A 24010-nucleotide genomic window follows, 5' to 3' on the forward strand; every position below is an offset into this window, starting at 1 on the left:
TGATGGCGTTTTCCAGCATGGGCATTTCGCCAGAATCAGGTAATCCACAGGGGTAGATACAAGCCTCTAGCGGGCGAGCGACGCGGGCGTTTTCTCCGTGCCGGCGGGTGCCGATGGGCGGCCCTGTTATCGGTACGTTAGTACACCAACCAACGTTTCTAATGATAAGCATTAGCATATAGTATGCTGCGGTTTTTCCTCCCCTCTCCTGCTCTGGATCGTCCTGTCGATGCGTCGTACGTTCGTTTCGCTTTGCCTGCTGCACGCCGTTTCCCCTGTTGTCTGGGCCGATCAATCCAGCGCTTCCTCACTCGAGTTGCAGGCCACCAGCATCACCGCCGATGCCGCTGCCGAGCGCGCCGACGGTCCGGTGCAGGGGTATCGCGCCACCCGTTCGGTCAGCGCCACGCGCACCGATACCGCCCTGCATGAAACCGCGCAGTCCGTCAGCGTCGTGCCCAAGGATGTGGTGGAAGACATCAGCGCAACGCGCTTGCAGGATGCGCTCGACTACGTAGGTGGCGTGGGCCGCGCCAACAACTTCGGCGGACAGGGCCTGACCACCTTCACCGTTCGCGGCTTTACCACCGGCGAGTTCTACCGCAACGGTTTCCCGATCAACCGCGGTTATCCCAACGCGCCGGACGCCAACACCATCGAGCGCCTGGAAGTCCTGCGCGGCCCGGCCAGTTCGCTGTACGGCCGTGGCGACCCGGGCGGAACCTTTAACGTGGTGAGTAAGCAGCCGCAGGCTGAATCCAAAGTGACCCTGGGCAGCCAGCTCGACGACCAAGGCATGCACCGCGCCACGCTCGACGCCACCGGCGCGCTGGATGAAAGCGGCGCCCTGGCCTACCGCCTGAACCTGCTGGGCGAAGGCGGCTCAAGCTTTCGCGACGATGTCAAAACCGAACGCTACGACGTCGCCCCGGTGCTGAGCTGGCAGGTCAACGACAGCACGCGCATCACCTTCGAAGGCGACTACATGCGCAACAACCATCCGCTGGACCGGGGCCTGACTCGCTACCCCAACCAGAAAGGAAGCGCCTCGCGGGACACCAACGTCTGGGAAAAGGGCCTGGACAATACCCTGCACAACGACAACAACATGACCCAGCTGCGTTTCGAGCATCTGCTGAACGAAGACTGGACCCTGGCCGGTGGCGTGCAATGGCTGGATGGCCAGCTGCAAGGCAATGCCGTGGAAGCCAATGCCCTGCAGGCCGATGGCCGCACCCTGGGGCGCAACTTCAACTACCGCAAGCTGGAGTGGAGCGACCGCGATATGCAGTTGAACCTGACCGGCTATTTCGACCTCGCTGGTTTCAGCCATACGCTGCTGACCGGTGTGGAATATGAGGACTACCACTACCAATCGCTGATCCAGCGCTCCGCCGCCGGTGCCGCTGCCTACCCGATCGACCTGTTCGACCCGGTGCTGGGCCAGCCGCGTCCGGCCCTCACCCGCACGACTACCCACGACAAGGAAAACCTCAAGACCTGGGCCCTCTTCGTGCAAGACCAGGTGGCCTTGACCGAACGCCTCAAAGCCCTGGCCGGCGTGCGTTTCGAGCGTTTCGAACACGATTATGACGACTACCTGAGCACCACCCGCGACTTCACCAAGAACCAAAATGCGGTCACCCCGCGCTTCGGCCTGATCTACGACCTGACCGACACTGTCGCGGTGTACGCCAACACCGCGCGCTCCTTCAAGCCGAACAACGGCGCCAGCCGTGAAGGGGGCGGGTTCGACGCGGAGAAAGGCAAGTCCTATGAACTGGGCGTCAAGTGGGAAGCGCTGGAGCATCAGCTGAGCGTGGATGCCGCGATCTACCACATCGTCAAACAGAATGTACTGACCGTCGACCCGGTCGACTCCAACTACAGCGTGGCGGCCGGTGAAGTCCGCAGCCGTGGCATCGACCTGAACATCGCCGGCAACATCACCCCCGAGTGGCGCATGCTCGGCGGCTACGCGTACGTGGACGCCGAGGTGACCAAGGACAACACGCTGGCCGATGGCACACGCCTGGCAAACATCCCGCGCAACACCTTCAGCCTGCTCAACACCTACGAATTCCAGGACGGCGTGGCCAAAGGGCTGGGCCTGGGCATGGGCGTGAAGTACGTGGATGATCGCGCCGGCCAGACCGCCGCGACCACCTACACCATGGAGCGCTACAGCGTGGTCGACCTGTTGAGCTTCTACCGGTTCAACGAACACGTGCGCCTGAACCTGGACGTGAAGAACCTGTTCAACAAGGGCTATGACGAAGGCGCGTTCAATACCTACGTTTACCCGGGCGCGCCGCGCACGGTGCAGGCGGGGATTGCCTACACCTTCTAATTGAAAGGCTTGTTCCAGGGCGTGCACCGAAGAACTGCACGCCTGCCTGTGAGGGCTTTTGCAGATCCCCCCCTGTGAAGGCCCTTGCATTGGCCGCTCACGCAGCGGCACCGCCCCTGTCGACCTCCGCGCCCTCCCTGGCGGCATTGTCCCGTCGCCCACAACCCAGCCGCCCAGCGTTCGCCATCCGTCATTCGGTCGCGGCTATTTCACCACGCTTCACCGGAGGCGAGCCGTTCCTCAGGCTGCCGGGTGGCCCGGGCGCCTTGCGCGGCGTGCAACGCCTACCCAGCGAAAATATGCCCACTGCCGAGCAAAATCCGCTGCAGCGCCGGCCCGTGGAGCGGGTATCGTGGAGCAAAACCATCGGCCAGAGGTGCACTGTGGCGTCCTATTCCTTGCGTCAATTGAAGTATTTCGTCACCACCGTCGACTGTGGCAGCGTCGCCGAGGCGTCGCGCAAGCTGTACATCGCCCAGCCGTCGATCTCCACGGCGGTCAAGGGCCTGGAAGACAGCTTCGGCGTGCAGTTGCTGATCCGCCATCACGCCCAGGGCGTGTCCCTGACCCCGGGCGGCGCGCGTTTCTACCGCAAGGCCCAGGAACTGCTGCGCATGGCTCATGAGTTCGAGCAGAACGCCCTGGCCGACAACGACGTGGTGTGCGGGCAGATCGATATCGGTTGCTTCGAGACGGTCGCCCCGCTCTACCTGCCACGGCTGATCGCCGGCTTTCGCCAGCGTTTTCCGGGGGTGGAGATCCGCCTGCAGGACGGCGAGCAGCAGGAACTGGTGCAGGGCCTGACCGGCGGACGCTTCGACCTGGCGATCTTCTACGAACACGACCTGGACAGCACCATCGAGACCGAGGCGCTGATGGCGCCGCAACGGCCGTATGCCCTGGTGCCGGCCGGGCACCGTTTTGCCGGACAGGCCCAGGTGTCACTGCGCGACCTGGTGCTGGAGCCGATGATCCTGCTGGATGTGCAGCCCAGCCGCACCTACTTCGTGAGCATCTTCGAGGAGCTGCAACTGACGCCGAATATCGTCTTCGGCTCGCCGTCGATCGAGATGGTGCGCGGCATGGTCGGCCAGGGGTTCGGCTTTGCCTTGCTGGTGACCAGGCCCCACGGCAACAGCACCTATGACGGCCAGGAAGTGGTCTGTGTGGAGATTGCCGAAGATGTCACCGGCTCGGCGCTGGTGGCCGGCTGGCTGAAACGGGCGCAGCTGACCAAGCCTGCGCAGTTGTTCGTCGATTACTGCAAGGAGCAGTTCAAGGCCTGGCTCGCCTGAGGGCCAGCGAGCAGGAGCGGATCGCCCCGCCCGATGCATTGCCCATCATTGACCCATACCGACGTCCTTGCCATCCGGCCGGGGCCGGCGCTGACAGGTGGGCTTAAGCTTGCGGATTGACCAGGAGTTGCGCAGCCCCATGCCCCTGGTGCCGGACGTCGCGGGTACAGGCGACGAAGTCTTCCTTGCGCAGCACTAGCAGGGCCAGCAGCGACGCGATCCCGGTCGCCACGTAGAAGTACCAGGGCGCGGTGATGTCGCCAGTGAGCTTGATCAGCCAGGTGGAAATCAGCGGCGCGCTACCGCCGAACACCGCCACCGGGATGTTGTAGGCCACGGCGATGCCGGTGGAGCGGATACGGGTCGGCAGCAGCTCGCTCATCAGCGCGTAGGTCGAGGACGCATAGAGCCCGAACAGGATCGCCACGGCCATCAGCGGCCAGAACAAGGTGGCCGGGGTGGCGTTGGGCGCGGCCTTGAAGAACCAGTACATGGCCAGGGTCGCCAGGGTACCGATCACCATCAGGAACGGCTTGCGTCCGTAGCGATCGGTGAAGGCGCCGCCGAAGGGCATGACCACCGCCGCCGAGAGGCTGGCGACAAATACATAGAGCAAGGTGGTGCCACTGTCGAACTTGAGGGTGTTGGACATGTAGGTCGAGGCGAAGGTCAGCACCAGGTAAAAGATCGAGCTATGCAGGGTGATGATGAAGAACACCAAAGCGATCGGGCGCTTCCACTGCCAAACCTCGCGCAGCGGCGCCTTGGAGGTCTGCCCGGCCTGCAGCAAGGCGAGGAATTCCGGGCTGTCCTCCAGTTTCAGGCGGATATACAGCGAGATGAAGCCCAGGGGACCTGCGATCAGGAACGGGATCCGCCAGCCCCAATCCTGCATCAGCTCGGCGCCCAGGGCCCAGGTCATGCCATTGGCCACGGCGCCGCCCAGGAGCAGGCCGAGCACAGCGGTGACCATCAGCCAGCAGGTGGCGAATCCCCGGCGCCCTGGGCTGGCGTATTCGGAAATGAAGCTGGTGATGGTGCCGATCTCGCCACCGGCAGAGAAACCCTGCACACAGCGGACCAGCACCAGGATCACCGGCGCGGCGATGCCGATGCTGGCGTAGGTCGGCAACAGGCCCAGCAGGCAGGTGGAGCCGGCCATCATCACCAGCACCGTGATCAGGGTCTTGCGTCGGCCGATCTTGTCGGCCAGAGGGCCGAAGAACAGGCCGCCCAGGGGCCGGATGAAGAAGCTCAGGGCAAAGGCCGCGAAGCTTGCCAGAAGGCTGCTGGTGGGATCGTCGGAAACGAAGAAGGCCTTGCCGATGTACAAGGCCAGGAAACCGTAGACGCCATAGTCGTACCACTCGATCAAGTGGCCGGAAGTGGCGCCGATGAAGGCCCGGCGCCGCTGGCGCTGGGGGTTGGAAGGTGGCACGCCCATCGTGGGGACTCCTGTCGTAGTGCTATCCATGAAATGCCGCGTTTCAGAGGTTGCTCAAGGGCCCGGTGGGGTCCTGCAACCACTGGCGCAAGCGGGTCTTGAGAATCTTGCCATAGCTATTCTTGGGCAGCTCGGCGCAAAACAGGTACTTCTTCGGTTTCTTGAACGAGGCCATGCGCGCCAGGAACCAAAGGTTGAGCGCCTGCGCATCGAGGTTTCCGGGCGAACGCAGGACCACGAAGGCCACCACCGACTCGCCCCACTGCGGGTCGGCCTCCCCCACCACGCACACTTCGAATACCTCGGGGTGCTGGATCAGCACTTCCTCGACTTCCCGCGGGTAGATGTTGCTGCCGCCGGAGATGATCACATCCTTGCAGCGATCGGTCAGGGTCAGGTAACCCCGCTCATTCAGGAAACCGATGTCACCGGTGAGCAGCCAGCCGTCCACCAGGGCCTCCCGGGTGGCTTGCGGATTGTCCCAGTACCCCTGCATCACCACAGCCCCGCGCACGGCGATTATCCCCCTCTCCCCGGCAGCCAGGGGTTGGCCCGCAGTATCCACCACGCGCACCTCAACGCAGGCGTGGGCACGCCCTACCGAGGCAGCAATGGTCGGCCAGTCAGCATGCCCGCGGTCGGCAATGGTCTCCCTGGACAGGGCGCTGATGGTCATTGGGCATTCGCCCTGGCCGTAGATCTGCACCAGCCGCGGGCCGAAGGTGTCCAGGGCCTGGGCGAGATCCGCCAGGTACATCGGGCCGCCGCCGTAGACGATGGTCTTGATCCCTTCGCCGCAATAGCCCTGCTGCCGGGCCTGCTGCACCATGCGCTTGAGCATGGTCGGCGCGGCAAACAGGCTGACCTGGCCCAGCGCCTGCGCCAGCTCGAACAACTCCGCCGCCTGGAACCCCTGGGACGTCGGCACCACATGCCGGGCGCCACAGCGCACATGGATGAAGTTGTAGAGGCCGGCGCCGTGAGACATCGGCGCGGCATAGACCACTGCGTCATCAGCGGCCACCGGATCCACGTCCAGCGGATAACACAAGGACATGGCGATCAGGTTGCCATGGGACAACATCACCCCCTTGGGGCGGCCAGTGGTCCCGGAGGTGTAGAACAGCCAGGCCAGGTCGTTGTCCTCCCGCAGGTGCGGCTCCACCAGTTCATCGCCCGGCACCCCGCCTTGCACGGCCAGCCCGGGCGCGGCCAGTTCGCGGCAGCCGGCAGGCAGGGCCTCGGCGTCGAAGCTCTGGCCCTCATCGGTGTAGATCAGCCGGGCCCCGGCATTGCCGGCAATCCAGGCGGCTTCCAGTGCATGCAGCTTGCTGTTGATCGGAACCGCCACCGCCCCGCTCCACCAGATGGCGTACAACAGTTCGAGATAACCGCAGCTGTTCTTCAGCAGCAGCGCCACTCGGTCGCCAGGCTCGATGCCGTACTCATGGCGCAGTTGCAGGGCACGTGCCCTGGCCTGCTCGGCAAACGCCTGGTAGTCAGCGACCTGGCGGCGACCCTCGAACAGAGCTCCCCGCCGCGGCCAGCGCTGGGCCGCATCGCGCAGCCAATGGGCGATGTTCATCCTCAGACCTTGACCGCTTGCAGGACGCTGGCGTAGTTGGCCACCGCCATGCCGCCCATGTTGAACAGCAAGCCGAACTCGGCACCGGGCACACCCAGGCCGATGGGTTTGCCGATCAGTTGGGCAAAGCCCAGGGCATGCATCGATACCCCGGTGGCCCCCACCGGATGCCCCTTGGCCTTGAGCCCGCCGGACAGGTTCACCGGCAGGCGTCCGCCCTGGCGCACGGTGCCGTCGTCGAGGGCCCGGTGCCCCTCGCCCCTGGGCGCCAGGCCCATGGCTTCGTAGATCAGCAATTCAGCGATGGTGAAGCAGTCGTGTACCTCAGCGAAACTCAGGTCGCCAAGGGTCACGCCGGCCTGGCGCAGGGCCCCGTGGATGGCCCGTCGCGGCCCCTCGAAGGCCAGCATGTCACGGCTCGACAAGGGCAGGAAGTCGTTCACCTGGGTCATGGCACGAATCGCCACCTGGCGTCGCATCGAACGGGCGCGCTGGGGCGAGGCCAGGATGATCGCCGCCGCACCGTCACTGATCAACGAGCAGTCGGTCAGGCGCAGTGGCGGTGCGATCAGCGGGTTGCCCTGGGAAACGTTGTTGCAGTGTTCAAAATCCATCACGCGGTGCATCTGTGCCAGGGGGTTGGCCATGGCATTGGCGTGGTTCTTCACCGCAATCATGGCCATCGAGGACAACGGGCTGTGGTAGCGGTCGGCGTACTGCTGCGCCACCCGGCCAAAAAGCTGGGCGAAACTCATGCCGGCCTCCTGGAGGGCGTTCTGGTAGCCGGCGCCGGCCAGGGCCCGAGTGACTTCGACGGTGCTGTTGCCGGTCATTTTCTCCGCGCCAACCACCAGTACCAGTTCGGCGGCGCCGCTGCGGATCGCGTTGATCCCGGCCTGGATCGCCGCCGAACCGGAGGCGCAAGCGTTCTCGCAGCGAGTGGCGGGCTTGAAGCGCAGTTGCGGATCGGCCTGGAGCATCAGCGAGGCGGGGAAACCATCCGCCACCAGGCCGGAGTTGAAGTGCCCGAGAAACAGCGCGTCGATTTGTGCAGCCTCGATCTCAGCGTCTGCCAGGGCCTCGCGGGTAACCTGGACGATCAGGTCCTCGAGGTTCAGGCCGTCCAGACGACCGAAAGGGCTATGGGCGGCAGCGACGATGGATACGGAATCGTGAATCATGTGATTTTCTTCTTCCTTGAAGCGGGTATTCCATACAATGATTCAACACCCGAATCACACGCTAGTTGGGGGAACTACGTACGGCAGTAAGTAGTCCCCCGCCCCCCCAAAAAAAGGGGTGCGCCGACAAACCCGAGGCAGGATGCCTGATGACCCTACACGCCCAGCAATTCCAGGACCTCGAGCGCCTGGCCTTCCAGGTTTCCCCCGCACCGCAGATGATCACCGGGCATCGCCGGATGCTCGATTGCAACCAGGCCTTCGTACGCCTGTTCGGCTACGAGCGCGAACACTTGCAAGGCCACCTGACCCTGCTGTTGTACCCCTCCCAGGCCGACTACCAGAGCATCGGCGAACGCAGCGAGCACTGGCTGCGCAACGGACCCGGCACCTTCTACTCCGACGAACGCTTCATGCAGCATCGCAACGGCGAGGTGTTCTGGGCCCGCGCCCACGGTTTTTCCCTGACGGCCGAGGACCCGTTCAAGCTGATGGTCTGGCATTTCGAGCGCCTGGACCGCCAACCGGCGCCGATGATCCAGTTGACCCCGCGCGAACGGGAAATCTCGCTGCATATCGTCAATGGCCTGACCTGCAAGGAAGTGGCGCGCAAGCTGGGCATTTCCCACCGCACCGTGGAAGTCCACCGCGCCCGGCTGATGAAGAAGCTTCAGGCCAAGAACAGCGCAGAACTGGTGTCGAAGATCATCTTCATCAGTTGAGCGCCTAGGCAAGCATGTCGCCGGCACTGATGCGCAGCAGCTGCAATGGCCCGATAGTCGGGCCCTCCACGCTGCCGTCCTCTGCCAGGACCTGGTGGACGGCCCCCATCTTGAAAGCCAAAAAAATCCGATGCCTTACGACATCGGATTTTCATTGCTTGCCCTCAGCGATCCAGTCAATAGGCTTGACTGTCGAGCATCCGGCACGTCTGCCGGATGCCTCCTTGATCGAGTGCTAGTAGGCGGTCTGCGGGTGGGGCTCATCCTGGGTTGAGGAGGACAGCTTGCCACCGTTGATCAACGGCCCGTAGCGCCGGCTGAACTCCTGGTTGTAGGGCACGTGGTCCTTGTTGACCCCGCTGTCCCAATTGACCGACCAGGTCATCAGGCCCTTGATCGACAGCCCTTTGGCATCGAGGCGTTTGAACGCATTGGCAACGGCCGCCGGGTTGACCACGTATCCGGTGGCCGCGGCATCGACGTTGGCGGGCAGGCCAATGACGAATTTGTCAGCGGCAATCCTGGTGAAACCGCGAGTACCACTCACCAGGCTTTCGGTCAGGTAATAGAGGAAGTCCTCTTTCATGGCGTCGTTGTTCTGGGCGATCCAGGCCCCCTTGCCGTTGTTGGCCTCCTGAACCCAGAGGCCATCGCCGCCCTGGTTGTAGAACTGCGGCGCGATGAAGTCGTAGTAGCCTTCCAGCGCCTTGAGGTAGTCGACGTATCGACCGGCAGCAGTCAGGTAGGGGAACTCCGGCGCCATGCTGATGATGAAATGCTTGCCCTCGGCAGCATAGTGATCCTTGACCAGCTTCAGCGCGGCCGGCAGGACGATCTTGTTGCTGGCGAAGTCAATCGCGCTCTGTTCAAGATCGATGTCCAGCCCGTCAAAGCCGTAGGTTTCCACCAGACGGATGATTTCATTGGCCAGGGGCTGTTCGTGGCCCGGGTTCAACGCGATATGAGCATCGGCGCCCCCCAGGGACATCAGCACCGCCCTGCCCTGGCTGTTCAGCACGCCCACCTGGCGACGAAACTCGGCATCGGACAGGTTGTACGGCTTGAACGTCGGAATACCGCTGCCTTTCATGAACGCCACGGCCACCACGTTGTAGTCGCGGGGCACATCCTCCAGGTTCATATTGGCAAACTGCCCGCGCTGGTAGCCGTCCGAGGGACCGGCCGGCCAGTTGTGCCAGTAGCCCATGAGGATTTTCTTGCCATCCAGGCTCGGCATCCGCGACGCGGCATCGTCCTGCGTCGTTTTCAGTTGGGTAAAGTCAATCTGTGACATGTTCTAATCCTTCAGAACGTTTTAATGATCCGCAGACTTATTTGAAGTCGACGTCGAAGGCCTGATAGAAGGCGTTGCCGGTATTGGCCACGATCCACATCAGGACTATCACGTGACGGCCCTTTTTATTGGCCGGCAGCTTCACTTCATGATCGACCTTGGCCTTCAGTTCGCCGGCATGGCTGTAGTAAGGCACCTGCGGATAGAAGTCCTCGGCGAAAGGTTGAGCCTCCAGTTGGGCGCGGGTGATGCGCTGTTTCGGGTCCCAGCCGTCCTTGGTGATCAGCCAGCGATAACCACGGGTGGTGTGCGGCGCGGTGTACTGCCAGGTCACCTTGAAGATCTGGCCGGGGTTGACGTTGAGCGTCGGCCAGGCGAAGGCGCGACCGAGCTTCTTGCTCATCTCCTCATCGGTGAAGTTGACGCAGTCCCGGGCATCGGTCTTGCCACCGCTGAGGATGAAGCCATCGGCCGGCGGCACGTCGCTTGGGTTATCCGTGTTGAACGGTGCAGGGAACGGACCCGCGGCCAGGGCCGGGAAGTTCTTGCCGCCTTCCATCTCATTGACCTGCCAACCGCCCAACAGGCCCAGGTCGATGGCGACTGCGCCGCGGGAGGCTGGGGAGGTGACGCGACCGTGGCGAAGCGGTGATTGGGTTTGTGGTTTGTTCATGTTTATTGCTCCATTGATTTAAGAAACTCTCCCTTTCCAAAGGAGAGGTCTTCAAATTAACCGAGCTGGATTTTCTGTCCACGGGCCCATTTTTCGGTCTGCATCACGCTGGCAGCGGAATCTCCCGAGAATACTGGATATATAACCAGTACCACTAGATTTCTCCTACCCAACTTGAAGCAAAAGTCCTACCTGTCCAGGCGGCGCTTGCCGGCGATGCGGCCAATACCCAATCTGCATCTGCAGGAGCGCAGCTTGCTCGCGAAGCGTCGCATCAGGCACACCGCGTTGCCTCTATCGCCAGCAAGCCGGCTCCTACAAAGAGCGGGTGCCCTCCTTTACGAAGCCGGCGGCCATTGACCTCAGCGCGCCGCCCAGGCGTTGAAGCGCTGTTCCAGCTCCTCGCCATGGTCCACCCAGAACTCCGCGTCCACCGCCCGCGCGCCGGCCAGGTTGGCCTCGGCGGTGGGCAGCTGCCGTTGCACCGCCGCCGGCAGCAACGCCAGCGCGTCACGGTGCACCGGCCCGTAGGGGATCTCCTCGGAGAACACCTTCTGGGTCTGCGGCTGGCTGGCGAAGGCGATGAAGTCTTCGGCCAGCGCCTTGTTCGGCGTGCCCTTGACCACCGCCCAGTACTCCGGGTCGTACAGGCTTTGCGGCCAGACGATGCTCAGTTTCATGCCTTCCTTCTGCGCCGAGGCGATCCGCCCGTTGTAGGCCGCGCTCATCACCACGTCACCGGCGATCAGCCATTGCGGCGGCTGCGCGCCCGCCTCCCACCACTGGATATTGCCCTTGATCTGATCGAGCTTGGCGAACGCCCGGGTCACGCCCTCGGGAGTGCCCAGCACCTGGTACAGCTGGTCCGGCTTGACCCCGTCGGCGAGCAAGGCGATTTCCAGGGTGTACTTGGCGCCCTTGCGCAAGCCGCGCTTGCCGGGGAAGTCGGCGACGTTCCAGAAGTCTGCCCAGGAGGTCGGCGCCTTGGCCAGCTTGTCCTGGTCGTAGGCCATGACCATCGACCAGACATAGGTGGCCACCCCGCATTCGCTCAGGGTCCCCGGCACGAATTGCGCCGCGTCGCCGAAGCGCGCCGGGTCGAGGCGTTCGAACAAGCCTTCGTCACAGCCGCGCAACAGCTCCGGGCTTTCGACTTCGACCACGTCCCAACTGGTATGGCCGACATCGACCATGGCCTTGATTTTCGACAGCTCACCGTTGTATTCGCCGGCGACCACGCGTCCTGCGCCGCTGGCGGTGAAAGGTTGGAAGTAGGCCTTGTCCTGGGCCTGCTTGGTGGCACCGCCAAAGGAGATGACGGTGAGGCTCTGCGGTGCGGCCGCAACCGCGGTGCACAACAGGGCCAGGGCAAAGGGAACACAGCAACGCAAGGATCTGGACATGTAGCGGTTCCTCGAATAGGCCGACGCGCCCGCGCGCGCCGGCCGCTTTTGGGCCTACAGACGACCGTATTCGCGGGCGGTCCTGTCTACGGCGGTACGGGTCTTGTCGACCAGTTCATCAATGTCGGCGTGGCTGGCCACCAGGGCCGGGGCCATGATCATCCGGCCCAGGGTCGAGCGGATGATCAGGCCCTCTTCGAAGCCGATGGTGCGGCAACGCCAGGCCATGTCGTTCTCGTTGGCGAAGCGCTTGCGGCTGGCCTTGTCTTCGGCGAACTGCAAGGCGGCGACCAGACCCGCGCCCTGCACTTCGCCAATCAACGGATGGTTGTCGAACACCTCGCGCAGGCAGCGCTGCAGGTACGGCCCGGTCTCGTGCTTGACCCGGCTGACGATGCCTTCGTCGCGCAGGGCCTTGAGGTTGGCGATGGCCACCGCCGCCGCCACCGGGTGGCCGGAATAGGTCAGGCCGTGGGCGAACACCCCGCCCTGCTCCACCAGCACCTCGGCCATGCGCCTGGAGAGGATCAGACCGCCCATGGGGATGTAGCCGCTGGTCAGGCCCTTGGCGATCGACAGGGTGTCGGGCTCGAAGCCGAAATGCTGGTGGGCGAACCACTCGCCGGTACGGCCGAAACCGCCGATCACTTCGTCGGCGCACAGCAGCACGTCGTACTGGCGGCAGATGCGCTGGATTTCCGGCCAGTAGCTTTCTGGCGGGAAGATCATGCCGCCGGCGCCCTGGAAGGGTTCGGCGACGAAGGCCGCGACATTCTCGGCGCCCAGTTCGAGGATCTTCTCCTCCAGCTGCCGCGCAGCGCGCAGGCCGAACTCGGCCGGGGTCAGGTCGCCTTCGTGGGCGAACCAGTACGGCTCGTCGATGTGCGCCACGTCCGGGATCACCCCGCCCATGTCGTGCATGAACTTCATCCCGCCCAGCGCCGTGGCGCCGAGGGTCGAGCCGTGGTAGCCGTTCCAGCGGCCGATCATGATCTTCTTCTGCGGCTTGCCGAGGATCTGCCAGTAGCGGCGCACGGTGCGGATCAGCACCTCGTTGGCCTCGGAGCCGGAGTTGGTGTAGATCGCGTGGCTGTAGTGCGCGGGCAGCAGGCTGAACAGCAGCTCCGACAGCTCGACCACCGCCGGGTGGGTGGTGTGGAAGAACATGTTGTAGTACGGCAGCTGCTCGAGCTGCTGGCTGGCGGCCGCGGCCAGGTCCTTGCGGCCGTAGCCGAGGTTGGTGCACCACAGGCCCGACATGCCGTCCAGGTAGCGCTTGCCGTCATTGTCCCAGAGCGCCAGGCCCTCACCGCGCACGATCACCCGCGGCCCTTCGGCGTTCAGCGCCTTCTGATCGAGGAACGCATGAATGTGGTGCGCGGCATCCGCGGCCTGGTAGTCGCCGGTGCTGCGCACGGGTTTGATCTGAACGGTCATTGCGAGTCTCCTTGCGGGTTTTTATCGAGAGTGCCGAGCACGCTGGCCAGCGGCTCCGGCTTGAACAGTGGCTTGCCCATCACGCCCTTGATCCACAGCACGGCGATGATCGAGACGATCAGCAGCACCAGGCCTGCGTAGGCAAAAATCGAAAAGGTCATCTCCGGGCTGGGCGAGACGTTCCAGATCGCAAACAGCATGCCGACGATGCCGAACAGCTGCGGCAAGGGGTAGAACGGCGTACGGAACGGCCGCGCCACCTGCGGGTAACGGCGACGCAGGGCGATGACATTGACGTGGGTGATGATGTAGGCCAGCAGCCAGGCCAGGGCCGCCGAGAGCAGCAGCTGGTTGATCGCGTCGGCATGGTCGTGCATCAGCAGCAACGGCAGGCCGGTGACCGCGGCGATGAACAGCACCGCCACCCAGGGCGCGCCGGTGCGCTTGCCCTGAAGCTTGAACATGCCAAAGGCCTGGCCATTGCGAGCCATGCCGAACAGCATGCGCGGGATCGCTGCCAGCGAACTGTTGAGGGTGCTGCAGGTGGCGGTGATCGCGGCGGTCACCAGGAACACCTTGCCCGCCTCGCCGAACACCGTGGTGGCGAACAGGTAATGCGGCAGGCCGTTGCTGGCCAGTTCCGCCTGGGGCACGGTGAGCAAGGCGCCCAGGCCATACAGACTGATGATCACGAAGATGATGGTCAGGCCGAGCATCATCGAGCCCGGGATATTGCGCTCCGGACGCCGGGTTTCTTCCACCAGCGGGCAGACGAACTCGGCGCCGACGAAGCCCCAGACCGCCATCGCCGTCAGGGCGACCACCCCCAGGCCCAGGGGGTTCCAGTGGGCGCTGTCGAACAACGTCGGGTTGGGCGCGACAATGTCGCTGTTCATCGCGCTCAGGCCCATCACCAGCAGGACCACGGTCATCACCACCGCCAGCACCGTCTGCAGGCGGGCGAAGATGTCGATGTTGAACAGGTTGAGCACGGTGAACAGCGCCAGTACCCCCAGGGCCACGGTCAGCGGCGGCATGGCGTGCGGGTAGACCTTGTCGATGATGAACTCCATCAGCAACAGCTCGGCCGACAAGGCGAACATCGCTACCACTATGTAGCCGGAAAAGGTCGCCAGGATCGCCGGGAACTGGCCGATGGCGACCTCGGTGTAAGTGCTCAGGCTGCCGGCGCGGGGGATCATCAGCGCCAGTTCGGAGAACGAACAGGCGTAGCTCAGGGCCAGCAGGTAGGCCAGGCCCAGGGGCACGATAAAGCCCAGGCCAGCGATGCCGACGCCTTGCAGCATCAGCACCATCACGCCTTGTGAGACCACCAGGCCGATGGCCACCGCCAACAGCGCGGTGAGGCCGAGTTTCTTGCGACTCGCGGGCGGCGCCAGGGCGCCGGTTTGCACGCTTGCATTGCTGTTCATCGGTTGCTCCGTCTTGTTGTTCTATTTTTTTGAAGATCGGTGCCGCGTTTCGGGGCCTCAGCCGCGCAGTTGAATCCAGGTGGTTTTCAGCTGGGTGTACTTGTCGAACGAATGCAGCGACAGGTCGCGGCCGAAGCCCGACTGCTTGCCGCCGCCGAAGGGCACGGTGACATCCAGCGCATCGACGGTATTCACCGACACGGTCCCGGCATTCAGCCGCCGCGCCACTCGATGCGCGCGATTGAGGTCGTCGGTCCACAGCGAAGCGGCCAGGCCATAGATGTGCTGGTTGGCCAGGGCCACCGCCTGGTCTTCGTCGTCGAACAGCGTGATCGCCAGCACCGGGCCGAACACCTCTTCGCGGGCCAGGGTCATGTCGGCGGTCACGCCGCTGAAGATGGTCGGCTCGATAAAGTTGCTCGAACCGTCGATGCTCAACTGCCGACCGCCGCACACCAACTGCGCGCCCTCGGCCTGGGCCTGCTCGATGTACTGCCTTATGCGCCGGGCCTGCCGCGCATCGACGATGGCCCCGGCCCGGCTCGCCGGGTCCAGCGGATTGCCCGGCTGCCACTGGCGCGCCTTGGCCACCAGGCGCTCGATGAACCCATCGGCGATCGAGCGCTGCACCAGCAGGCGCGAGTTGGCCGAGCAGACTTCGCCCTGGTTGAAGAAGATGCCGAACGCGGCTTTCTCGGCCGCCAGGTCCAGGTCCTGGCAATCGGCGAACACCAGGTTCGGGCTCTTGCCGCCGCACTCCAGCCAGACCTGCTTGAGGTTCGATTGCGCGGCGTACTGCATGAAGTACTTGCCGACCTCGGTGGAACCGGTGAACACCAGGGCATCCACCTCCATGTGCAGGCCGAGGGCGCGACCGGCCTCCTCGCCCAGGCCCGGCACCACGTTGAGCACGCCCTTGGGAAAGCCGGCTTCGATGGCCAGCTCGGCCAGGCGCAGGGCCGAGAACGGCGACTGTTCGGCCGGCTTGAGCACCACGCTGTTACCGGCGGCCAGGGCCGGGGCCAGCTTCCAGGCAGCCATGTCCAACGGGAAATTCCACGGCACCACCGCGCCGATCACTCCCAGCGGCACCCGGGTGATGGTCGCCAGGACATTGCTGGCGCTCGGCGCCACCTGGTCATAGAGCTTGTCGAGGCTTTCGCCGTACCAGGCAAATACATGGGCCGCGCCCGGCACATCGATATTCCAGGCATCCATCACCGGCTTGCCCATGCTCAGGGAATCGAGCAAGGCCAGTTCGTCGCGGTGCTCCAGCATCAGCTGCGACAGGCGCAGCAGGATCGCCTTGCGCTCGCCCGGCGCCATCCTGGCCCAGGAGCCCTGCTCGAACGCACGACGGGCGCTGCGCACCGCCCGGTCGACCTCGACCGCACCGCAGGCGGCCACCTGGGCCAGGCGTTTCTCGGTGGCCGGGTTGACCACATCGAAGCGTGCGCCGCTCTCGGCCTGGCACGCCTCACCGTCGATAAAGGCGCTGTCGATCAGGCGTTGGCGTTGCGCCAGGGCTGTCCACTCGTTGAAATCTTTCACCGCGGATTCCTTGTTCTTATTGAAAAATCGTTATCAATGCTTGCAGAGGTATTCGGCCAGGCGGTCCATCAGCCGGTCGCAGGCCGCCATCTGCTCGACGCTGACGAACTCGTCCGGCTTATGGCCCTGGTCCATGCTGCCGGGGCCGCAGACCACCGCCGGGATGCCGGCCTGGTCGAACAATCCGCCTTCGGTGCCAAAGGCCACGGTGCCGAAGGCATCGCTCCCGCACAGTTGCGCCACCAGTTGCGCGGCGGCGCTTTCGGGAGCAGTCGCCAAACCTGGATAAGCCGAGATCGCTTCGAAGCGGATCGCCGTATCGGCCTTGATTGCCTGCATCGTCGGCAACAGCTCCTGTTCGGCATAGCCTTGCAGTTCGTCCACCACTGCCCGGGGTTCGAAGGCCGGCAAGGCGCGCACCTCGAAGTCGAAGCGGCAGTCGGCCGGGACGATATTCAGCGCCGTGCCGCCCTGGATCACCCCGACCTGCACGGTGGAAAACGCCGGGTCGAAGCGGGCGTCGTGATGCTCGGGGGCCGCCAGGCGCCGGCCGATCTCCCCCAGCCGGCCGATCAGCCGCGCCGCCTGCTCGATGGCGTTGACCCCATAAGGCGCATAGGCCGAGTGGCACGGTGCGCCGTGCACATGGCAACGCATGGCCAACTTGCCCTTGTGGCCTAGCACCGGTTTGAGCTCGGTGGGCTCGCCGATCAGGCACAGCGCCGGTTGCGGGATGCGCTGTGGCAGCACTTCCAGCAGGCTGCGCACGCCGAGGCAGCCGACTTCCTCGTCATAGGAGAACGCCAGGTGCACCGGCCGGCGCAGCGGGCTTTCGAGAAACAGCGGCACCGCGGCCAGCACCGAGGCCAGGTAGCCTTTCATGTCGGCGGTGCCGCGCCCGTAGAGCTTGCCGTCGCGCTCGGTCAGGCTGAAGGGTTCAAGCGTCCAGGGCTGGCCGTCCACCGGCACCACGTCGGTGTGCCCGGACAGCACGATGCCGCCTTCCAGCGCCGGACCGATGCTGGCCAGCAGGTTGGCCTTGGTCCGTTCGGCGTTGTAGATCAGCTCGCAGCTCACGCCCAGGCCGTGCAGGTAGTCGCGCACGAACTCGATCAAGGCCAGGTTCGAATCGCGGCTGACCGTGGCAAAGCCCACCAGCCTGGCCAGCAAGGCGCGGCTGCGCAGCTCACTCATCGCCCGGCACTCCGTAGCTCGGCGCCAGGGTCGGATTGAGGGCGCGGGTCAGGTAATCCTGCAACTGCGGCTCGTAGGCGCTCCAGAGCCTGTGCAACTCGCCGATGGGGTTGGCCTCGGCCCAGTCCACCCGCAGGTCGACGATCGGCCAGACCAGCTCGCCGACCACCGACAGCGCCGCCGAATGCACCGCGCCCGCCTCGCCCCCGGCGTCCTGCCCGGCCTGCAGCGCGCTGAGCAGCCGCGCCGCCAGGCAGCCCTCGCTGCTTTCGAAGGCCTCGACCATGCGCTCGATCACCGCGCTGCTGGCCAGCAGGTTGCCGGCCGCCACGCATTGCTCACCGGCCACCGCGTTGTTAATGCCCAGCGCGTGATTGCCGCTGAACACCGCCGTGCGCCCCCGGGCATCCACCACCGCTACCTGGCGGTACTGGCTGTAGCCGTTGCGGGTCAGCGCCTGGTCCAGGGCCTGCGCCGGCGCCAGGCCTTCGCCCAGGCCGTCGAGCACCTGGGGGCCGAGGGCCGGCAAGGTGATGTTCTGGCTCGACACCGCGCCCACGCCGCTGCGCAGCCAGGGGCAGCGGGCGCCGACGGCGATGCTCGAAGAGCTGATGGCAATGCCCAACTGGCCGGTTTCGGCGCAGCGGCCGACGATGGAAAAAGTCATGGCGAACTCCTTATTCGGGGATGACCGCGATCACGTCGATTTCCATCAGCCACTGCGGCTGGCCCAGGGCGCTGACCACCAGTCCGGTGGAGATTGGGAACACGCCCTTGAGCCATTTGCCGACCTCCTGGTAGACCGGCCCGCGGTAACGCGGGTCGATCAGGTAGGTGGTGGTCTTGACGATATGGCTGAGGTCGCTGCCAGCCTCTTCCAGCAGTTGCTTGACGTTGCGCATGGCCTGCTCGGCCTGGGCCCGCGGGTCGCCGAGGCCGACCAGCTGGCCATTGAAGTCGGTGCCGACCTGGCCGCGCACATACACGGTGTTGCCGGCGCGCACCGCCTGGCACAGGTCGTTGTCCAGGCTCTGGTTCGGGTAGGTGTCTTTGGTGTTGAACATGCGGATGCGGGTATGCGTAGGCATCAGCGGGCTCCCATGCGGCTGGCGGATTGAACGGAGGATTCGCGCTCGGCTTGACGCTGCGCGGCGTCGCGGTAATCGAAGTAGAGGCGCTGTTTGACGATGTGCTCGGCGATGTGCCGGGCGTCGTGCCACACGCCCCAGATAAACGCCGAGCCACGGCGCGACAGCCACGGCAGGCCGACGAAATAGACCCCGGGCTCGCTGGACACACCGCGCTGGTGCCGGGGCTTGCCGTTATCCTTGAAGGCATCGACCTGCAGCCAGCTGTAGTCCACCGAATAACCGGTGGCCCAGATGATGGTGCCGACGCCTGCCTTGGCCAGGTCGAGTTCGAGGAGCGGCTGGGTCAGGCACGGCGGGTCCGGCAGCATCACCCGGGCTTCGGGCTCTTGCGGCAGGTCCAGGCCGTTACGGGCGATGTAGGCATCGGCGGCGTCGAGCAGCGCCAGGTAGTTTTCGTCGCCGCGGGCAATGTTCTCGGCCAGGTTGGCCTCGAAGCTGACCACGCCGTTATCGAAGGCCTTGGTCAGGCCGACCAGGGTCATGCCCTGGTGGGCCAGCCGGCGGAAGTCCACGGTATGCCCGCCACGGGCGCCGCTGACGGCGATGGTCACGTGCTCCTTGCCCGGCTGCATGGTCTCGGCATCCCACTCACCTAGCACCCCCAGCCACCAGCAGAAGTCACGGTTGCGGTAGGCCCGCGGCGGGCGGTCATGGGCCCCGACCGAGAGGTAGACCTGCTTGCCGGCGCGTTGCAGCTCATCGGCGATCTGCACCCCCGAAGAGCCCGCCCCCACCACCAGCACCGCGCCTTCGGGCAGCTGTTGCGGATTGCGGTAGGCCGCCGAGTGCATCTGCAGCACACGCTGATCCTGCGGGGCGATCGGCGGGATCACCGGGCACTGGAACGGACCGGTGGCCACCACCACTTGCCGGGCTTCGATCACCCCGTCGCTGGTGTCCACGGTGAAGCCCGGGCGGGCGGTGTTGCGCACCACTTTCCTGACTTCGACGCCAGTACGTATCGGCGCGTTGAACTTGCGGGCGTAGGTTTCGAAGTAGTCGGCGACCTGGTCCTTGCCGGCGAAGGCATCGGGGTCCAGGTCTTCGAATTCCAGGCCCGGAAAGCGGTCATGCCAAGCCGGGCCGTTGGCCACCAGCGAATCCCAGCGCCCGCTGCGCCAGGCTTCGGCGATGCGGTTGCGCTCCAGCACCAGATGCGGCACGCCCAGGCGGCTCAGGTGTTCGCTCATGGCCACGCCGGCTTGGCCGGCGCCCACTACAAGCGTGTCGATTATTGTTTTATGGGTTGTCATGTCTGCGCCCTGTTGAGTGATCCCACGTAGGCAGCCGTGGGCGGTGTAGGACGCATTCTGGGAGAAGGCGGGAAATGCCGAAATTATGATTTTTGTGGTTGCTAGAGAGTAAAAAACTGTCTGGCTATCGGGGGGCCCTGCATCAGCCCTACAACCGAATCAGCCACTGCCCAGCCTCTTGCAGAATCCTCCTAAATCCCTGCCCCGCCATTGCCGGTACGGTTTTCAGCGACCCTTTCGCTTGAACCAGGACCCGTCATGGCCAGCAACGGACCCGGGCCGATGCCCAATCTTCTACGGCCCGCCAATCCCAACCAGTATCCCAACCAGCTCCCAGCGGAGCGCGCCGCCGAAACCGAACAGCCCAGCTACGGCGAACAGCTCTGGGCCCAGTACGAGAAATACGCCAAAGAGCCCGCGCCACCGCCCGAAAAGATTCAGGTGGCGCTGCGCATCGGCGTGTTCTTCGATGGTACCGGCAACAATGCCAGCAACTCGGCCATGGGCCAGCTGTGTGGCGCCCAGCATCCTATTGAGGCCAAGGATCTCGATGGCAGTTGCAAGCCGTATATGAGGGATCCGGAGAGCAGTTATGGGAATGATGTGAGCAATATAAAATTGTTGAGAGAGCTGTACCACGCCCCCCAAAAAGTCGAAGGTGAAGGTCTACACAAGCCTTTCGCTCAATCTATATCGAGGGCATCGGCACAAAGACAGGCGAGAAAGACAGCGTGATTACCTCTGGAACCGGGCGTGGAGAAAGAGGTGTCTTGGGGTGTGTACAAAGGGCATTTCGGGAAATAGAGGAACTTGTCCGTGAACCCCATAAAGAGAATCTCGAAAGTGAAATCACTTCACTGACCTTCGATGCCTTCGGCTTTAGCCGAGGTGCGGCGGCAGCCCGACATTTCGCCAATGAAGTGGTGCGCTGGCTCGGACCGCTGCAACTGATTTTGCATAGCCATTGCGAGGCCCTCAGTCCCAACTTCAACCGGCAGTACGGCCACGATGTCGATATGGGGTTTATCGGTCTGTTCGACACCGTGCCTTCGGTTGCCGGCTTGAGCAATCTGGGCAATGTGCGCAGCGCCATTGCTCCCGGTATCAAGCTCCACCTTGACCGCCGCTACTTTCGCTCGGTGGTGCAGCTGGTCGCCCGCGACGAGTATCGGGCCAACTTCGCCCTGAGCCGGGTCAAACCCGATCACGCCGAAATCACCCTGCCCGGCGCGCATTCGGATATCGGCGGCGGTTATCTGGATGAGGTGCAGGAGTGTGTACTGGTCAGCCCGATGCAGGCGCTGGAAGTCTCAATCAATACTGATGTGACCCACACCTCGATTTACCGGGATGCGCTCCAGGCAAGAGCACACTGGCTGGCCAAGGGTTGGCCTGCGCAATGGCTGGAAATCGTCACACCGGAGCCGCTGTTGCTGCCCCAGGATCCACAGAATCGCCTCGGACCACGAAGAAAACGGGTGTATGCCGGCCTGCAACTCAAGAGGCCAATGAGCAATAAGCTGGCGGGAGTAACTTTGCGCGTCATGTATGAGCTGGCCAGGCAGAACGGTGTGCAATTCGAGGAAATCCCGGAGACACCCGAGTACGCGATTCCAACGGAGCTTCAAGCACTATGTGACAGGTTTGTCGCCGGTGACTACAGTACGACGCCAGCCGAGGAGGCCATGCTCAAGCTGCGTTATATCCATCTCTCGGCCCACTGGAACCACCCGCTTGGCAAACAGCATGGCGGCAGCCTTAAAGTCGTCTATATCAACGCCCCCACGGTGGATGCCGTGCGTGTGCAACACCCTCACGTACCTGACTGGACGCTTTGGTAATGAGAGCATTTATCGCACTGCTGGGCGCACTACTGCTAAGTGGCTGCCAAGCCACTGATCCACTTTCTGGAAAGAATGACCCGAAAGCCCCCTGGTGGCAGCTTGGCTTTATCGAGCCGTTCTACATGAAAGTCTGGGTCGAAGACAGCGCCGTCGAAGACATCAATGGCCAGCTATTCACCCACACTGGCAGCGGCTCCGCGGCAGGTGGCGACCTCGGTTATGAGAAAGAGTGGGCCCGGGGCTGGGAAGATAAAGTTGGAGGCAATGGATGGTCAGTGGTGGGAGCCGACCTGCCCAAGCGTATTTACGTACGTTGGCAATCCATCGTGGAACCACAGACTTATCGGGCGTGGGTGGAGATCTCCGAAGAGGCCCGAAAAATCATGCGGGCCTCAACTAACCGACGCTGCTCGGAAACACCGGACCAGACCGCCCGCTATATGGCGTCCGTCTATCTGGGTTTGGCGCCGGGCGGCATTGTTCAAGTGTGGGTAAGAGATGAATGCCGCCACACAGTCAAAGTCGCTCGAGCTCAAGCTGAAGTCGAACCATTGGGACCCAGCCAAGGAAAAAACAACGGCCGTTACGCCTATAAAGTCAGCGAAAAATCCAAACGCTATATAGAGAAGTACGGCATCCCCTATGGCAGTTGGTAATGAAAGCACTCACCTCCCTGCCGGGCAGACCGCAACCAGGACGACAATCCTTGCGATAACACCTTATGCCGTCACCGCCCTCGCCGCCCGACCCTTGCAATCGCGGAAACAATGAAATTCCATTTAAGTAATTGATAGCACCCTAACGAAAGGTGCATGCTAGAGGGCTTTCATCGCGCTTATATCATTCCGAATGATAGTTACCTTCGGCTCATTCGATTCGTGCGATACAACCCCTGCCGAGCATCATCCGCCCATCTCAAATACATTGGCGGATGATCCATGGAACAGTCACTCAAACACTTACGCTTCCCTCTCGCATTATTGGCTGTGCTGGTGATGAGCGCCTGTGGTAAGGCGCCGCAAACGGCCGCCAACATGCCCGCCGCCAAAGTCAGTGTGGCCAAGGTGCTGGAGCAACCGGTCAACGAATGGGACGAGTTCACCGGGCGCCTCGAGGCGCCGGAAACCGTAGAGATCCGCCCACGGGTTTCCGGCCAGATCGACCAGGTGGCCTTCACCGAAGGAGCCCTGGTGAAAAAAGGCGACCTGCTGTTCCAGATCGACCCACGGCCGTTCCAGGCCGAAGTGCGCCGCCTGGAAGCCCAGCTGCAACAAGCCCGGGCCACCGCCACCCGTAGTGCCAATGAAGCCCAGCGCGGCCAGCGCCTGCTGACCAGCAACGCGATCTCCGCCGAGCTGGCCGACACCCGCACCAGCGCCGCCCAGGAAGCCCGCGCCGGAGTCGACGCAATCCAGGCGCAACTGGACGTGGCCAAGCTCAACCTGAGTTTCACCCGGGTCAGCGCGCCCATCAGCGGTCGCGTCAGCCGTGCGCAAATCACCGCCGGCAACCTGGTGACCGCCGATGTCACCCCGCTGACCAGCGTGGTCTCCACCGACAAGGTCTACGCCTACTTCGACGCCGACGAGCGTGTGTACCTCAAGTACACCCAGCTCGCTCGCCAGGGCCAGCGTGGCCAGACCACCCCGGTCTACCTCGGCCTGTCCAATGAAGAAGGCCACCCGCACCTGGGCCAGATGAACTTCGTCGACAACCAGGTCAACCCGCAGACCGGCACCATCCGCGGTCGCGCGGTGTTCGATAACGCCGACGGCAGCTACACCCCGGGCCTGTATGCGCGCCTGAAACTGGTGGGCAGCGGCACCTACTCCGCCGTGCTGATCAACGACGAAGCGGTGGGGACCGACCTGGGCAAGAAGTTCGTGCTGGTGATGGATGCCGACAACAAGCCGGCGTACCGCGCCGTCGAGCTGGGGCCGAAGATCGAAGGCCTGCGCATCGTGCGCAACGGCCTGAACAAGGACGACACCATCATCGTCAAGGGTCTGCAGCGCGCCCGTCCGGGCGCACCGGTCAGCCCTGAAGTGGTACCGATGGCCAGCAAGGAAACCCTCGCCGCCCTGGCGCAACAAAGAAAGGCCCTGGAAGCCAGCAACCTGCCTCAAGTCGCCCCCGCCAAGGGTGCGTCTGAAGCGGCTGCGAAACTGGCCAGCGCTGCGACTCCACGCGGTTAAGGGAA

At 63.9% G+C, this 24010-nt stretch carries 17 protein-coding genes and 2 pseudogenes; 6 read left to right on the top strand and 13 right to left on the bottom strand.

Annotation, left to right across the window (positions count from 1 at the left end; genetic code table 11):
• Positions 1-229: 229 nt before the first annotated feature.
• Together C4K27_RS17155 and C4K27_RS17160 are read left to right on the top strand one after the other, a co-directional pair.
• Positions 230-2350, top strand: a complete 2121-nt coding sequence (locus C4K27_RS17155) for a TonB-dependent siderophore receptor (protein ID WP_053261410.1) — start codon at positions 230-232, stop codon at positions 2348-2350.
• Positions 2351-2733: 383 nt separating this feature from the next.
• On the top strand, positions 2734-3645 hold the full coding sequence (locus tag C4K27_RS17160) for a LysR substrate-binding domain-containing protein (protein ID WP_009044121.1): 912 nt from the start codon (positions 2734-2736) through the stop codon (positions 3643-3645).
• Positions 3646-3748: 103 nt separating this feature from the next.
• Here the strand turns inward: C4K27_RS17160 and C4K27_RS17165 are convergent, their stop codons facing one another.
• From C4K27_RS17165 to C4K27_RS17175, 3 genes are read right to left on the bottom strand one after another with little or no spacing between them, the layout of a single operon-like run.
• On the bottom strand, positions 3749-5089 hold the full coding sequence (locus C4K27_RS17165; protein ID WP_053261411.1) for an MFS transporter: 1341 nt from the start codon (positions 5087-5089) through the stop codon (positions 3749-3751).
• A gap of 43 nt (positions 5090-5132) precedes the next feature.
• Positions 5133-6674 (bottom strand): class I adenylate-forming enzyme family protein, encoded by a 1542-nt coding sequence (locus C4K27_RS17170; protein ID WP_053261412.1) that lies wholly within the window; start codon positions 6672-6674, stop codon positions 5133-5135.
• 2 nt (positions 6675-6676) lie between these two features.
• Complete coding sequence (locus C4K27_RS17175) at positions 6677-7855, bottom strand: acetyl-CoA acetyltransferase (RefSeq protein WP_053261413.1); 1179 nt, start codon at positions 7853-7855, stop codon at positions 6677-6679.
• 149 nt (positions 7856-8004) lie between these two features.
• Between C4K27_RS17175 and C4K27_RS17180 the strand changes: the two genes are divergently transcribed.
• Positions 8005-8577 carry a LuxR C-terminal-related transcriptional regulator gene (locus C4K27_RS17180; RefSeq protein WP_007924818.1) on the top strand — a complete coding sequence of 191 codons (573 nt, stop codon included), beginning with the start codon at positions 8005-8007 and terminating at the stop codon, positions 8575-8577.
• A gap of 283 nt (positions 8578-8860) precedes the next feature.
• On the opposite strand, the pseudogene C4K27_RS17185 reads toward C4K27_RS17180, so the two are convergent.
• From C4K27_RS17185 to C4K27_RS17230, 10 genes and pseudogenes are all read right to left on the bottom strand, one after another.
• Positions 8861-9871 (bottom strand): annotated as a pseudogene (locus tag C4K27_RS17185) (chitinase); the annotation flags it as partial.
• Between the two features lie 37 nt (positions 9872-9908).
• A complete protein-coding gene (locus C4K27_RS17190) occupies positions 9909-10544 on the bottom strand; it encodes a lytic polysaccharide monooxygenase auxiliary activity family 9 protein (protein WP_053261415.1) in 636 nt (211 codons plus the stop codon).
• A 362-nt stretch (positions 10545-10906) separates the two neighbouring features.
• Entirely contained in the window at positions 10907-11947 is a 1041-nt protein-coding gene (locus tag C4K27_RS17195) for a gamma-aminobutyric acid-binding protein (RefSeq protein ID WP_053261416.1), read from the bottom strand.
• A gap of 54 nt (positions 11948-12001) precedes the next feature.
• A complete protein-coding gene (locus C4K27_RS17200) occupies positions 12002-13384 on the bottom strand; it encodes an aspartate aminotransferase family protein (RefSeq protein ID WP_007924823.1) in 1383 nt (460 codons plus the stop codon).
• Entirely contained in the window at positions 13381-14817 is a 1437-nt protein-coding gene (locus C4K27_RS17205; RefSeq protein ID WP_053261417.1) for an APC family permease, read from the bottom strand. The genes C4K27_RS17200 and C4K27_RS17205 overlap by 4 nt, the downstream gene beginning before the upstream one ends.
• Positions 14818-14874: 57 nt before the next feature.
• Complete coding sequence (locus tag C4K27_RS17210; RefSeq protein WP_053261418.1) at positions 14875-16368, bottom strand: aldehyde dehydrogenase; 1494 nt, start codon at positions 16366-16368, stop codon at positions 14875-14877.
• 33 nt (positions 16369-16401) lie between these two features.
• A complete protein-coding gene (gene argE / locus C4K27_RS17215) occupies positions 16402-17562 on the bottom strand; it encodes an acetylornithine deacetylase (protein WP_053261419.1) in 1161 nt (386 codons plus the stop codon).
• Positions 17555-18229, bottom strand: coding sequence for a DUF1028 domain-containing protein (locus C4K27_RS17220; protein WP_053261420.1), 675 nt, complete (start codon positions 18227-18229; stop codon positions 17555-17557). The genes argE and C4K27_RS17220 overlap by 8 nt, the downstream gene beginning before the upstream one ends.
• Before the next feature lie 10 nt (positions 18230-18239).
• Positions 18240-18650, bottom strand: a complete 411-nt coding sequence (locus C4K27_RS17225; RefSeq protein ID WP_053261421.1) for a RidA family protein — start codon at positions 18648-18650, stop codon at positions 18240-18242.
• Positions 18650-19966, bottom strand: a complete 1317-nt coding sequence (locus tag C4K27_RS17230) for a flavin-containing monooxygenase (protein ID WP_053261422.1) — start codon at positions 19964-19966, stop codon at positions 18650-18652. Before C4K27_RS17230 ends, C4K27_RS17225 begins: the two co-directional genes overlap by 1 nt.
• Positions 19967-20224: 258 nt before the next feature.
• On the opposite strand from C4K27_RS17230, the pseudogene C4K27_RS17235 reads away from it, so the two are divergent.
• From C4K27_RS17235 to mexE, 3 genes and pseudogenes are all read left to right on the top strand, one after another.
• Positions 20225-21807, top strand: a pseudogene (locus tag C4K27_RS17235) (phospholipase effector Tle1 domain-containing protein).
• The gene (locus tag C4K27_RS17240; protein ID WP_053261423.1) at positions 21807-22466 is read left to right on the top strand and encodes a DUF2931 family protein; all 660 of its coding nucleotides are present in this window, start codon (positions 21807-21809) and stop codon (positions 22464-22466) included. The pseudogene C4K27_RS17235 and the gene C4K27_RS17240 overlap by 1 nt, the downstream one beginning before the upstream one ends.
• 282 nt (positions 22467-22748) lie before the next feature.
• The gene (mexE, locus tag C4K27_RS17245; protein ID WP_007924837.1) at positions 22749-24005 is read left to right on the top strand and encodes a multidrug efflux RND transporter periplasmic adaptor subunit MexE; all 1257 of its coding nucleotides are present in this window, start codon (positions 22749-22751) and stop codon (positions 24003-24005) included.
• Positions 24006-24010 lie beyond the last annotated feature (5 nt).

This window comes from Pseudomonas chlororaphis subsp. chlororaphis, assembly GCF_003945765.1.
Taxonomy (GTDB): Bacteria; Pseudomonadota; Gammaproteobacteria; order Pseudomonadales; family Pseudomonadaceae; genus Aquipseudomonas; species Aquipseudomonas chlororaphis.

Coding starts and splice junctions, on each gene's coding strand:
- C4K27_RS17240 (WP_053261423.1), top strand. CDS start 21,807: ATGAGAGCATTTATCGCACTGCTGGGCGCACTACTGCTAAGTGGCTGC.
- C4K27_RS17155 (WP_053261410.1), top strand. CDS start 230: ATGCGTCGTACGTTCGTTTCGCTTTGCCTGCTGCACGCCGTTTCCCCT.
- C4K27_RS17200 (WP_007924823.1), bottom strand. CDS start 13,384: ATGACCGTTCAGATCAAACCCGTGCGCAGCACCGGCGACTACCAGGCC.
- C4K27_RS17170 (WP_053261412.1), bottom strand. CDS start 6,674: ATGAACATCGCCCATTGGCTGCGCGATGCGGCCCAGCGCTGGCCGCGG.
- C4K27_RS17230 (WP_053261422.1), bottom strand. CDS start 19,966: ATGACAACCCATAAAACAATAATCGACACGCTTGTAGTGGGCGCCGGC.
- C4K27_RS17165 (WP_053261411.1), bottom strand. CDS start 5,089: ATGGGCGTGCCACCTTCCAACCCCCAGCGCCAGCGGCGCCGGGCCTTC.
- argE (WP_053261419.1), bottom strand. CDS start 17,562: ATGAGTGAGCTGCGCAGCCGCGCCTTGCTGGCCAGGCTGGTGGGCTTT.
- C4K27_RS17180 (WP_007924818.1), top strand. CDS start 8,005: ATGACCCTACACGCCCAGCAATTCCAGGACCTCGAGCGCCTGGCCTTC.
- C4K27_RS17205 (WP_053261417.1), bottom strand. CDS start 14,817: ATGAACAGCAATGCAAGCGTGCAAACCGGCGCCCTGGCGCCGCCCGCG.
- C4K27_RS17175 (WP_053261413.1), bottom strand. CDS start 7,855: ATGATTCACGATTCCGTATCCATCGTCGCTGCCGCCCATAGCCCTTTC.
- C4K27_RS17190 (WP_053261415.1), bottom strand. CDS start 10,544: ATGAACAAACCACAAACCCAATCACCGCTTCGCCACGGTCGCGTCACC.
- C4K27_RS17195 (WP_053261416.1), bottom strand. CDS start 11,947: ATGTCCAGATCCTTGCGTTGCTGTGTTCCCTTTGCCCTGGCCCTGTTG.
- C4K27_RS17225 (WP_053261421.1), bottom strand. CDS start 18,650: ATGCCTACGCATACCCGCATCCGCATGTTCAACACCAAAGACACCTAC.
- C4K27_RS17220 (WP_053261420.1), bottom strand. CDS start 18,229: ATGACTTTTTCCATCGTCGGCCGCTGCGCCGAAACCGGCCAGTTGGGC.
- mexE (WP_007924837.1), top strand. CDS start 22,749: ATGGAACAGTCACTCAAACACTTACGCTTCCCTCTCGCATTATTGGCT.